Here is a 12,675-nt window from a genome sequence, read left to right as displayed (position 1 = left end):
AGTTATTTTCTGAATAAATGTTTAAACTGATGCGAGTATAATTTGGACAATCCTTTACGATTATCAATAGCGTCACCCACTACAATCATTGTAGTAAGAGTTAGGTTATTATCTTTTACAATTTTAGCTAAATCCTTTAATTCTCCACGATAGATACGCTCGTCTTTCCACGTTAGTTTGTAACATGCAGCAACGGGTGTTGTAGGTGGATAATGTTCCAATAAATCTTTTTGTACATCTTCTACTACGGTTGCACTTAGAAATATACACATTGTACTTTGGGAGCGAGCCAACAAATTTAATTTCTCTTTCTCCGGCATTGCTGTGCGACCTTCGCCACGAGTCAGTATAATCGTTTGTACTTTCTCTGGTATTGTAAATTGAGATCGTAGTGCAGCCGCAGCAGCCTGAAAAGAGGATATCCCGGGGGTTATATGATATGACATATCATATTGGTCGAAATATGCCATTTGCTCTTGTATAGCGCCATAGATACATGGGTCTCCTGTGTGTAAACGGACAACAAGTTTTCCCTTATCGTAAAACTCTTTCATTGTAGTAAACTGTTCTTCCAGATCCATCGAAGCAGAACTGCGAACAACCGCCCCTTCTTTCGCACAATAAGTTAATTCAATGGGTACAAGACTGCCGGCATAGAGAATTAAATCTGCAGTTTCTAAGAATTGACGTCCTTTTACCGATACTAAGTCCGGATCACCGGGACCTGCCCCTACTATTTCGATATGCCCCTGACGAACAACTTCTGCATCTAATGCTAAAGCAAAAGTGAAATCATTACCATGGCTCAACACACCTTTGTGTTTCTCAAGAATTAGTGGACCTCCATTACCACTTTTGATGGCTGTGGATTCAGATACTCCAAAAACAGAGGTAACTTGTTGTACCTTTTCTGATGGGTTCGGGACTTCTATATCTCGTAGCTCGTCAGCCGAGTAGATATTGACAGGAATACTATTAAAGTGTGCTTGCAATTTCTTCAATAAAGGCTCATCTTTCTTGAGATCGATAGATGAAATATCCTTTATAGAAGCTTTTGCAATATTAAGTCCTTTTAGCTCCATATCAATCAATTCTGCTATTCCTTTCGGATCACAATCTTTACGACAGCCAATACCTAAGTGTAATACCTGAGGATGATAGTATATTATCTGTATACTTGCATCCGGATATAAATAAGGAGTGACAGCAATCAGTAACTCATAATTATACAAATCGATGTCTTCGTATTTGTAGAATACTTTTACATGTTCCGGGGCTGTGCGTTCCAAATACTGAGTTCCTTCGTCGTATATATCCAATAGCAGAGCTGTAGGTCTCTTATTGACGAACGATGTAAGAGGATAATTCAGATTAGCAGCGTTAGTTTCTGTAATCCAATCATATTTTTGTCCGAGAATATCCAGTGCCCACAAATTGGTATTATCGCTTTGTGTCGTTATAATAGCTTCTCCGCCTATGATGTGTGCAATACGCGTAGTCAATTCATTAGCACCGCCCACATGGCCTGACAATACAGATATCACATATTTGCCTGTACTATCTATATTTACAACAGCGGGATCATTGTGCTTATCTTTGATATATGGGGCTATGGAGCGTACGCAAATACCCATAGCACCAATGAAAACAAATGACTCTGTTTTTTCAAATATATCCTTAACACAATCATTTATAGAACAGATATGCTCAGTGCCTTTTATACTTGCTTTGGTATAAATTTGCGAATCTGTAAGCTCTTTTTTTATTGTTTCAGCTAATGGATAGCTGGATTCTGATGTTAATATAATTGCCGTTTTAATCATTTACACATTAGATTTTAAATTTCGCTTTCATTACATCTATTGTATTAAAATCATCTATTTTAATTGAAATGCTTTGATCCAATATTAGATTATTAGAGTCAATAGCACTTAAGAACAAAGATTTACTATCTTCTGAAACAGAGTTAAAGACAATAACTCCGTCTTTATTTAAAACACCTACTAATTTAGTAACTATTTCGTTCATTTTCCCTCCATGTCCACCAATAAATACAGCATCGGGATGCGAAATAGTTGAAATATCTGTTTCTACAAAGTCCCCTATAAAAGATGTTATACCGGGTGTACCAAATCTATGGGCATTACTTTCTATTAGCACTCTACCTTCTTCACGTTGTTCAAAAGTATATATTTGCAAATGAGGAAACTGCATTTTAGCTTCTATTGAAACAGAACCGGTACAGAAACCAACATCCCAAAGTACGGCTTTACCTCTTAGTTCTAACATACTTAAGGATAGTAATCTAACAGGCATCTTAGTTATCATTTTAACTCTTCCATTCAATAAATGAAAGTCGCTTTCGGGGATTCCAAACGGACGAGGGCGAGTATATATTTTTTGCAAGATGAGATTATTGGGAAATGAGAAAGTTTTGCCTATTACATCTTTTAAGTCGAATGTGGTAACTATCTCTTCCTCTTTATTACCTAATAACTCCCCCACTGATATTGTATAATTATCGTAACCATATTCGAGCATTCGTGAAGCAATCGAAGATGGGGTATGTTCTTTATTATCGGTCAATACGCCTATCTTTTCGTACCCTGTTATCAATGCTTCGTCGAATTTGTTCCATGGGCGACCGGTCAACGATACGATGTGCATATCCTGATAGGGCATCACAAGCCGATGTGCTAATAACTGCAATGAATTGAAGTAAGGATATAAGATAATTTCGGCATCCGGCATTACTCGTTGTATTGTATTAGCAAAGCCAAAAAATAAAGGATCACCTGATGCAAATACCACTACATCTTCAAATACGCTATATTGCTTAAATACATTATCCAACGGAACAGTTATACTGATCCACATATAATTTTTCGGTAATGTTCCCTTAACAATATCATGATGGCGTGCTCCTCCCGAAAACACTTTATTTGAAGTTATTACTTCAAGTATTTCGGGTGAGAAATGCTGCTCTTTATTATCGTCTATACCTATAACGTAAAATTTCATATTATCTGAAAATATAACTGATAGTTAGTATGTATATTATAACCAATGCAATCATAAGAATCTCGACTTTGCGGTTTATCCCTACGGCTATTTGCATATCGTTGGTTGTTAGGTCTTTTGAATTATCTCCGATATATGGTTTTTCTACCAATTTACCGAAATAATTATTGGGTCCGCCAAATCTACAATTGAGTATCCCTGCCAGAGCAGATTCGGGATAACCCGAATTGGGGCTTGCATGCTGATTGCCATATTTCTTGACAAACGAAAATAGTGATAGTTTTCCACTTACTACTATCATTAATAATGCTGTTAACCGTGCCGGAATATAATTTACTACATCGTCTATTCGTGCAGCCCAACATCCGAATTGTTTATATCTTTCACTCTTATAGCCTATCATCGAATCGAGTGTATTGATCATCTTATAGGCCAACATTCCCGGAACACCTAAAAGCATATACCAAAATAGCGGTGCTATAACTCCATCACTTAAGTTTTCAGCTAACGTTTCTAGCGCTGCTGTTCGTATTTGTTGTTCATTTAGTTGTGATGTATCTCTGCCTACAATGCGTGCTACTTGTGTTCTGCCTTCTTCTAATGAACTGTCGACAGCTATAAATACTTGTTCGACCTCTTTTATAAGTGTTTTTCCCGCTAAGCAATAAAAGACAATAATTGAGGAAAAAGTTATTGCTAAATAAGGATGAATTATGTTTAACCCTTTTACTATATAAAGTGTGAATAGAAAACATAAGATTATTAAACATATAGCAAATAATCCTCCTTTTAGCATCTTTCTGTTTCCCTTATTCAATCTTTTCTCTCCCCATGATATAATTTTACCGAACCCGACAACGGGATGCGGCAAACTAGATGGATCACCAAATAATAAGTCGGCAATCCACCCTATCAATAAGGGTATTATAAAAAGTAGAGTTATATCCATTGTTTAATTGATTCTACCAATAAATTATTTTCTTGCTCTGTTTGAGTCGCTATACGAAAATACCGTTCATCCAGTCCTCTGAAATTGGAGGCATCACGGATTAATATTCCGTAATTGTCTATTAAGTATTTTTTTAAGTCTGATGCTTTTTTATTATCCAACTTGCACAAAAAGAAGTGTGTATCAGTTGGTAAAATACTTAAGCCTTTTATCTGTGATAATTCGTTTTGCAATCGCTTACATTCAATCAGGTATTCATTTATATCAAGTTGTGACGACAAATCATTATCAAGGAGAAACTTACCTGCTTCTATGGCTAATTGATTGACAGACCAAGGCATACAATACGCTTTTATTCGCTTTATAAGTTCAGAGCAAGCTGTAATATATCCTAAACGCAATCCTGGGATAGCATATTGTTTTGTCATAGAATGCAACAAGATCAAATTTGGAAACTCTATAGCCTCTTCAATTGACAATAGATCTTTAGTTGTATAATATTCGTATGATTGATCGATAACAAAACAAATATCAGAGTGCTCATTTATGTATTGTTTCAGATAATCAGCACTGTATATAAAGCCATTCGGATTATTGGGATTACATAACCACACCAATTGAGTGTTCGGTTTTATATTCTCCAATTTTTCACAAAATGATAATTCGTACTTATTAATTCTGCAAGCATCCTCGTATTCGCTGAATGTCGGGATAATAATAGTAGTTTTAGCTCTTCTATATGTTTGTGCGATTAAATAAATAGCTTCTGTTGCTCCATTAGTCATACAGAAGCTATTACTATCTGCATTATACTTTTGAGCCAAGAGCTTTGCCAACGAAATAGCATCCGGTTCGGGATAAGCATGTATCGTATTTATCTGCGAACATAAATGAGCTTGTAATAATGAAAGATCAAGCTTATTGTAAACATTCGAACTGAAATTACTCACAATCGTTTTGCCATGGCTATATATGTCGTCTCCGTGTCCGTTCAGCATATTAATTTTCGTCTGTCATTATTTTATAAACCAAGTCCATATTTACATGCTCACGGATATGGTCAGCCAGCTTATTATATTGCTCTTCTTTGAAGGCTTTAAAATCGAATGGCTTATCTGATATTTTTTCGACATATGGTGCAAGCAAATAATCTATAACTACCCCATTATCTAAAATGCCATGAATATATGTTCCAAAGCATTTATTATTCAAGAAATAACCGTCATGTGTACCATCCTGCAATTGATTCAGAGGTGAAGATTGTGTATCTTTTAAAGGAACAGTTGTTCCCATGTGTATCTCATAGCCTTCGCAAATAGAATCTGAACCGAGAAATGAAAATTTAACCTGACGGGTCACTTTCTCTCCTTGTATCTCCGTAGAGATAGGTAGTAATCCTAATCCCGGCAATCGTTCTATATCCCCTTCTAAGTGTTGCGGATCACATACCTCCTGCCCCATTATCTGATAGCCTCCGCAAATACCTACAACCGTAGCACCTGCTTTATGAGCTTTAACGATGCTTTGCGCAACACCATTGCGGCGAAGCTCATATAGATCGGCAATAGTACTTTTGCTTCCAGGTATAAGTACAATATCAGCTTTTTCTATCTCATCTGTATTATTGGTATAGTAGAGATGCACACGAGGATCACGCTCCAATACATTGAAGTCGGTAAAATTAGACAGGTGTCTTAACAATACAACCGCTACATTCACTTTGCCATACGTTGCTTGCAGATTCTTAGTTTGTAACATTACCGAATCTTCCTCTTCGATATAAATATCCTTGTAATATGGTACAATACCAACAACGGGGATATGGCATAGGTCTTCGAGTATCTTAATTCCCGAGTCGAACAACCGCATGTCACCTCTGAATTTATTGATAAGAATACCTTTTACATGTTTTCGTTCCTCTTCGGTAAGCAACATAATTGAACCGTAAACAGATGCAAATACACCACCTCTGTCTATGTCGGCAACAAGTATTACATTGGCATTGGCGTTCATCGCCATTGGTAAATTAACGAGGTCGGTATCGCGTAAATTAATTTCGGAAATACTGCCTGCACCTTCCATTACAATAGGATTAAAGCGCCTTTCCAAGCGATCGAAAGCATCGTTTACTTCTTTACGAAAAACATCACGACCCTCTTTTTTGAAGTATTCATAAGCATCTTGATTCCCAATCGGCTTACCATGTAACACAACCTGGCTTGTCTTATCTGACGATGGTTTTAAAAGTAAGGGATTCATATCAGTGTGACAAGCAACTCCTGCGGCTTCAGCCTGTACAGCCTGTGCCCTGCCTATTTCCAAACCTTCGGGTGTGGCATACGAGTTCAAAGCCATGTTCTGTGCCTTAAATGGCGCAGGATGATAGCCGTCTTGCAGAAAGATTCGGCAAAATCCACTAGTTATGATACTCTTACCGACATCGCTGCCTGTACCGGCAAACATGATGGGGCGGAGTTTCTTTTTTGTTTTATCACATATTTCACACATCGCGTCCCGGTTTTAATTGTTCAGCATCATCCAGAGTAAGGATAGAATTAACTAACGTTGCAGCTAAATTACTTCCTCCTTTTCGTCCTTCAACTATCAGTTTGGGTATATTCTTAAATGGTTTGGTCATGTGTTTCGATTCACGCACATTTACAAAACCTACGGGTGCGGCAATTATTCCTATCGGGTATGCTTTATCTTTACGGATTAATTCGCATAGTTCCATTAATGCAGTCGGGGCATTTCCAAATACATAAAGGGCATCGGGATGCTCTTCTGCTGCCAGACGAATACCTGCCTGTGTGCGTGTAATTCCCTTATCTTTAGCTAAAGCTGCAACACTATCGTCGTGCAGATAACATTTCACTTCTATACCCATACGTTCCAATGCACCTTTGCGGATACCCGAAGCAGCCATTGTTACATCTGTGATAATAATGCGAACCGTACCTTTTGTAACCTCTTTGTGTAGTTTTTCTACTGCCCTATCATCTATATTCAGAATATTTTCCATGTCGAAATCGGCAGTCGTATGAATAGCATGAAGCAGAGCCCATTTTTTATCCAATGGTATATCTTTATTCTTTAACTCGCTCTCAATTGTTTGGAAACTACGTATCATTATATCCTGACCAATGCCCACATCTTCTCGTTGAGCCTCACGATAATAACCGCGAGGTGTAATAATATGGCTTTCATCGAAAAGATAAGATTGAGAATTACCGATAATGATAATTGTAAACATATCTATTTCCTCAGGATCAAATTGACCTAATGTAGTCACTTTTACCTCTTGCTCGTCGCGTCCCGCTTGGCGTACATATCCAATCGGGGTATCAGGCGAACGGTCTTTTAGAAACAATTCTATCAGGCGGTACAATTGCCAGTAGCGACCATTACTCTTAGGATTGTATATTGCAGTAACGAAGTCTGCCGACGAAGCAGCAATAATTCGTTTCTCTATCCGATCCCATGGAGTCATTAGATCGGATAAGGAAATTATGCAAAAGTCGTGACCAATAGGACACCCTAATAATGCAGCTGCTTTCTGAAAGGCACTGATTCCGGGTAGTACTTCTATTTCAATATCACTGTTTCTCTCTTTTTTCATTTCGTAAACAAGCGGAGACATACCATAGATACCTGCATCGCCCGAACTGATAACGCAAACCGTTTTACCTTCTTCGGCATATTTGAATGCTTCTTCGGCACGTTGGCGTTCTTTCTTCATTCCTGTATCTATACAAAGGGCATCGGGTTTGATAATATCTTCTACAAATTGAAAATAATATTTGTATCCTACTACTACATCCGATATTCTGATAGCATGAAGCACTGCCGGAGTTATATCATTTTTTGAGCCGGGACCAATACCTGCGACTATAATTTTTCCTACTGACATGGGTTGTTTTTATCTTTAGATTTATTAGAACAAATATACCGTTTTAATTTCTTTATTTTGCGTTTCAAATACCTAAAACCTAGCCAGACACCCGTGAAAGAGACAAGTGTTCCTCCGATCATTGTTGTCCACATTACAATATTCCATAACACCGGGCGCTCTGCCAAAAACTTAAATTTAAAACTATGTAAGCCTTGATATGCCCATTTGCGTGCTTTCAGATTGGTATTGTAATAACGAATAGTTCCATTTTTCGGATTGATATAATAAGTACTGTTGTCTGCGTCATTTATTTCAGCTTTGTAAACAGGTAACGCTAGGTGATCTGTTCTGCCGACGTAGTAATTGTCGTATTCAGTCATTAACGATATATTTATTTCCTCTTTATGTGTTTTGGATAACCTATTTCGGATCGCATCTTTATCTAATAAGAGATTGACGACTTCATCCGAAGATGCGTCGAATACGTATAAGCTATCGCCTATAATAGCCTTATACAATGGTATATTTCCGAAAGACGACCACTCTATACTTTTTACCTTATCCGGGTATTTACTTAATATTTTTTGATACGATAAAGGATAGCCTTCCGATGGAATATGCAATTGTGATTTATATAGGCTTCTGCCAATTGTCGAATCATGTGTTTTTACCATCCAGTCAGGTACATCAGCTAATGACATCATTCCACTAAAAACAAATGTAAAAACGAATAATCCGAATACGAAACCTAATATATGATGCCATTTATAAGAAAACTTGCGGTAAGGGGTTCTTACTTTTTTCTTATTTTTGTATTGTTTATAAAAAACATAAATGCCTAGTATATTTCCTCCTAAGCACATAATAGAACCGATGCCGGATAACCATACCACAACATCAGACCACAGTTGCGAATCCTGACGAAGTGATGTAAAATAAACCCAATGTGGTATTGCTCCCACCCATGTCCAAAAACGACTGTCTTTATCTGTAAATTGTAGCGCTTCTCCAGTTTTGGAAGATACGTATAATTGATGTTCTTTATTATCCGAAAAGTGAAATTTATATATGGGGAAGTCTTTTTTCAAATAACCGAATGGTATCCACTGATCTAGTTCGTAAAGCGTATCTACTTTAGTGATATTTCTATTATTCCATTGCTTAGCATAAGATTCTATTTGCGAATATGATATATTATCAATAAATAACACGGCAGTATCAATAGATATTTTATATACGCTGTCGTTTGTAACTATTTCAAATATAGGAGTGTTATATCTTATTTTTAAAGAAAGACTTGAGATGTTTTTATCTTTTGGCAAATTATTTAAGACTGAATCAATACTCGGTACACTATTAGGTAATACCTGCATATTCTGATACTTATCCTTTGTTTTTATTTTCGGAAATGTATGATAAATCATTACAAATCCTGAAAGGAACCAAACCAAGAATAGGATGCTGAGAATAGTTCCCAGCACCCTATGAATTGAATATAATATTCTTTTTAGCATATCATTTTAAGCTATAAGATATTGTTGCTAAAAAGTTTGTCGGTGCACTCGGTACCATTTGATTTCCCAGCGCTTGGTTATAGTATTTTTCATTGAACATATTATTGACATTAACTGATAATCTAATGCCACTATTCAATTTATACGAAGCCCCCATATCTGTTAACCAATAGGATGGGAAATATATATCATTACTCAAACTGCGATATACTTCATCCATATAAGAGACAGTAAAGTTTACCCCTAAGTTCTTGAAAAAACCTTTTTGTACAGTATAGTTTCCGGCAGCAATAAATGTATTTTTGGGTATAGTAGCTAAGGTCATACCTTTATTGGGGTCGACATCTAGATATTTATTTTTAGCCAAGTTCACAATTTTAGCATCTATATATGCATATCCTAGGGTTAAAGCTAAACCGTTTGTAGGATATATACTTATATCCAAATCAAATCCTTTTGATTCGGTGGAGCCAACCTGCCCGATAACATTTTTAGTTACTCCATCCTCTTCTACAGTATCCAAAGTCTTTTTTTCATTATTACGACGAATGTAATAAACACTTCCTGTTGCTTGTAATAATGACTTATAAGTATATCGTGTGCCTATTTCGGCTTGGTAGCCTGTTTGAGGTTTGAATATTTCTTTTCCTTCCTCGGGGTAAAACCTGTCGCCATTTCCATTTATATAGACAGTTTTTTCAGAATAAACATCGCTATAAGGAGTAAAAAACGAGGCCATCGATGCATAAACAGATACATCGGGATGTGGCAGATAAACTGTTCCTAAACGATAACTGAATGCTGATGTATTATTTTTAAAATACCCTTTTTGTTCTGATTTATGATATTGTCTTTTGCCATTATAAGTTGGTATACCACTCTCACTCATATATTTGAAGAAATCATAACGTCCTGCAAGCATTACTTTCCATTTGTCATTCAGTTCTATCAGGTCTTGTAGATAAATACCATGTGTATAGAATTTAGTGAGTGTAACCTTACTAAAACTTGATGTCATATAACCCATGCTTTGAGGATCATTAACTACCACTTTCGAAAACAATCCGGGACCCTGTACATCTTTTCCCAGATTATAACCGGTAAATGAATTCCGGTTCATCTGAGAGAAGTTATAACCCCCTAAAAAGTTATGTTTAATATCTCCTGTTTCTAATTTACCGGATAATTCAAATTGATTCATCAATGTTTTACTAAGATGTGAAAATCGTAGCGGAAATGTTAATTGCACAGTATCAAGTGATATATAAACTGTTGAATCTCGTAATCCGTCTTTAGATTTTCTTTTATAATAGTGGTTATAGATAGGATTATCTTCCCCACTCTCTAAATAGCTTAATTCTTCTGTTCCAAAATAGTCAATATCGTCAGAAATGTAAGAAATATAGTTTTCAAGTTTCAAACCATTCCCGAAAACCTTATCATATCTAGCTGAAATATTGAAATTCTTATTGTAAAAGAAATCAGATTCATTATTGTATCTAGCTTTTCTATTCAGTCCCGGTTGCATTTCTCCTTTTTTCAGATAGGAAGTACCATCCAGATTATAAATATCATTAGCCATATTAGGAGGCAATCCTATTTCGGTACCATAGAAATCGCGAACTGCTCCTCCCCTAACCACAATATTACTTGTTGCATCGAGTTTGTATCCCAAAGCTAGATACCCCGATAAACGATTATTTCCATTATCTCTCCAGCCTTCCTGATCTGCATAATTGATCGTTGCTCTATAGTTGAGTTTATCAACAAGTTTGCCCCCAAAATCCATTGTGGCCTGTCTGTTTTGCCAACTACCATAAGACATACGAGTATTTACCGTAGTTGTGGCGGTCGGTGCTTTTCTTGTGATATTTAGCACTCCACCCACAACCGAATGTCCATACAGAACCGAAGCCGGTCCTTTTAATAACTCTAATGACTCGACAGAAGATAAATCAGGAAATGGATTTGAGTTTACGATAGTTCTCTCATCTCTCACGCCATCAATCATTATGGCTGCATTGGTAAATCCCCGCACCGAAAACGTTTGGAATGCACCATAGCTCGTTTGCATGCGAGTACCGGGTAGAAACTTAACAGCATCTTCGAGATTCAGAATCCCTCTCATTTCTAAGTCTTTACTTGAGACACTAGTCACTGAAAGAGGCAGATAACTCAATGGCACATTAAGATTAATCATATTTACTCTTTGTTGGATAGGAGCTTCTATAACAATCTCTTTTATAGCATGAACTGTGTCGGTAATGTTTTTATATTGGGCATTAATTACCCCTGCTGCCATTATAAAAATGGCAGATAATATTATTTTTTTCATTAAAATTAATGTGTTTTTTGTGCTTACTTAGTCTTATTTCATTTTTTCTCCGGTTACTTCATAAATGGCCTTTTTTTTCATAATGCCAATTTTACGGTGGTGAGAAATAAATTTAAGGTGAGAAATAAATAGGTCTTGTATTGCAGGATTTTGCCCTAAGCCTTCCATGTGTACATCTACAGCAAATCCTTTTTCCTCTAAGTCTGATTTCCAGTCTTCTGCAATGTCGTTTTTAGCATGTTCGCCTGCTACAAAAAGAAAAGGAACAAGCACGACCTTCTTTGCTTTCATCGAATTTAGGCGCATCAATACATCATCAAATTCGGGGTAACCCTCTATTGTTGCTACAAAATAGTTATTATACCCTTTCGATTTCAACATGTAATCTAACATCGCATATTGGGCAGTAGAAGAATCGTACGTACCGTGCCCTATCCAAATATAAGCTGTGGATGTGTCTTTCTTTTGAGCTAATACTTCTATAACATTTTCATAGTCGTGTGGTGAATACAATAACGGATCACCTATACGGATTTCTTTAAAAGAAGACCGCATCTGATCCACTTCGTTGTTTAAGGCTTCCATCTCTACCCCATCGATAATACAAGTCGCTTGTATTAAGATGTGTGTGTATCCCTCTGCTTTTAATTGTTCCAGAGCCTGAGAAGCGTTCATTTTTTGAATACCCCTCTCTCCTAAACGTTTTACTACGATACGTGAAGTATATGCTTCACAAAATTCTACATTAGGAAATTCTTCTTTTACTTTTTCGTTAATAGCATCGATAGTTAAGGCGCGAGTGTCAGCATGGGTGGTACCGAAGTGAACCATCAATATGGCTACTTTGTCTCCTTTCCCTAATGTTTTGAAGATGTCGGAGGCTTCAAAATTTGGACCGGAATGAGCTGCTAGGGCATTAGAAAAAGCTAATACCATGAGCATGAAAAAGGTTTTTTTCATTATA

General features: G+C 36.6%; 9 protein-coding genes. All 9 read right to left on the bottom strand.

Features of this window, described 5'->3' with window-relative positions; genetic code table 11:
* Positions 1-2: 2 nt before the first annotated feature.
* From cobM to G7Y57_RS07590, 9 genes are read right to left on the bottom strand one after another with little or no spacing between them, the layout of a single operon-like run.
* Positions 3-1,823: a precorrin-4 C(11)-methyltransferase gene (gene cobM, locus G7Y57_RS07630; protein WP_185153929.1), complete on the bottom strand. Its 1,821-nt coding sequence runs from the start codon at positions 1,821-1,823 to the stop codon at positions 3-5.
* Between the two features lie 7 nt (positions 1,824-1,830).
* The gene (gene cbiE, locus G7Y57_RS07625; RefSeq protein ID WP_165021774.1) at positions 1,831-3,021 is read right to left on the bottom strand and encodes a precorrin-6y C5,15-methyltransferase (decarboxylating) subunit CbiE; all 1,191 of its coding nucleotides are present in this window, start codon (positions 3,019-3,021) and stop codon (positions 1,831-1,833) included.
* Position 3,022: 1 nt separating this feature from the next.
* Positions 3,023-3,970 (bottom strand): adenosylcobinamide-phosphate synthase CbiB, encoded by a 948-nt coding sequence (gene cbiB / locus G7Y57_RS07620; RefSeq protein WP_165021772.1) that lies wholly within the window; start codon positions 3,968-3,970, stop codon positions 3,023-3,025.
* Positions 3,961-4,968 (bottom strand): aminotransferase class I/II-fold pyridoxal phosphate-dependent enzyme, encoded by a 1,008-nt coding sequence (locus G7Y57_RS07615; protein ID WP_165021770.1) that lies wholly within the window; start codon positions 4,966-4,968, stop codon positions 3,961-3,963. The genes cbiB and G7Y57_RS07615 overlap by 10 nt, the downstream gene beginning before the upstream one ends.
* Position 4,969: 1 nt before the next feature.
* Positions 4,970-6,478: a cobyric acid synthase gene (locus G7Y57_RS07610; protein ID WP_165021768.1), complete on the bottom strand. Its 1,509-nt coding sequence runs from the start codon at positions 6,476-6,478 to the stop codon at positions 4,970-4,972.
* Positions 6,471-7,880, bottom strand: a complete 1,410-nt coding sequence (cobJ, locus tag G7Y57_RS07605) for a precorrin-3B C(17)-methyltransferase (RefSeq protein WP_165021766.1) — start codon at positions 7,878-7,880, stop codon at positions 6,471-6,473. Before cobJ ends, G7Y57_RS07610 begins: the two co-directional genes overlap by 8 nt.
* Positions 7,871-9,376: a PepSY domain-containing protein gene (locus G7Y57_RS07600; protein ID WP_165021764.1), complete on the bottom strand. Its 1,506-nt coding sequence runs from the start codon at positions 9,374-9,376 to the stop codon at positions 7,871-7,873. Before G7Y57_RS07600 ends, cobJ begins: the two co-directional genes overlap by 10 nt.
* Before the next feature lies 1 nt (position 9,377).
* On the bottom strand, positions 9,378-11,711 hold the full coding sequence (locus tag G7Y57_RS07595; protein WP_165021762.1) for a TonB-dependent receptor: 2,334 nt from the start codon (positions 11,709-11,711) through the stop codon (positions 9,378-9,380).
* Between the two features lie 33 nt (positions 11,712-11,744).
* Complete coding sequence (locus G7Y57_RS07590) at positions 11,745-12,671, bottom strand: sirohydrochlorin cobaltochelatase (protein ID WP_165021760.1); 927 nt, start codon at positions 12,669-12,671, stop codon at positions 11,745-11,747.
* Between the last annotated feature and the right edge of the window lie 4 nt (positions 12,672-12,675).

Origin of the sequence: Dysgonomonas sp. ZJ279, from assembly GCF_011039205.1 — a bacterium.
Classification (GTDB): Bacteria; Bacteroidota; Bacteroidia; order Bacteroidales; family Dysgonomonadaceae; genus Dysgonomonas.
The sequence above is the reverse complement of the archived record's forward strand: the minus strand, read 5'-3'. Positions and strand labels throughout refer to the sequence as shown.

Coding starts and splice junctions, on each gene's coding strand:
- G7Y57_RS07610 (WP_165021768.1), bottom strand. CDS start 6,478: ATGTGTGAAATATGTGATAAAACAAAAAAGAAACTCCGCCCCATCATG.
- G7Y57_RS07590 (WP_165021760.1), bottom strand. CDS start 12,671: ATGAAAAAAACCTTTTTCATGCTCATGGTATTAGCTTTTTCTAATGCC.
- G7Y57_RS07600 (WP_165021764.1), bottom strand. CDS start 9,376: ATGCTAAAAAGAATATTATATTCAATTCATAGGGTGCTGGGAACTATT.
- cbiB (WP_165021772.1), bottom strand. CDS start 3,970: ATGGATATAACTCTACTTTTTATAATACCCTTATTGATAGGGTGGATT.
- cbiE (WP_165021774.1), bottom strand. CDS start 3,021: ATGAAATTTTACGTTATAGGTATAGACGATAATAAAGAGCAGCATTTC.
- G7Y57_RS07615 (WP_165021770.1), bottom strand. CDS start 4,968: ATGCTGAACGGACACGGAGACGACATATATAGCCATGGCAAAACGATT.
- G7Y57_RS07595 (WP_165021762.1), bottom strand. CDS start 11,711: ATGAAAAAAATAATATTATCTGCCATTTTTATAATGGCAGCAGGGGTA.
- cobM (WP_185153929.1), bottom strand. CDS start 1,823: ATGATTAAAACGGCAATTATATTAACATCAGAATCCAGCTATCCATTA.
- cobJ (WP_165021766.1), bottom strand. CDS start 7,880: ATGTCAGTAGGAAAAATTATAGTCGCAGGTATTGGTCCCGGCTCAAAA.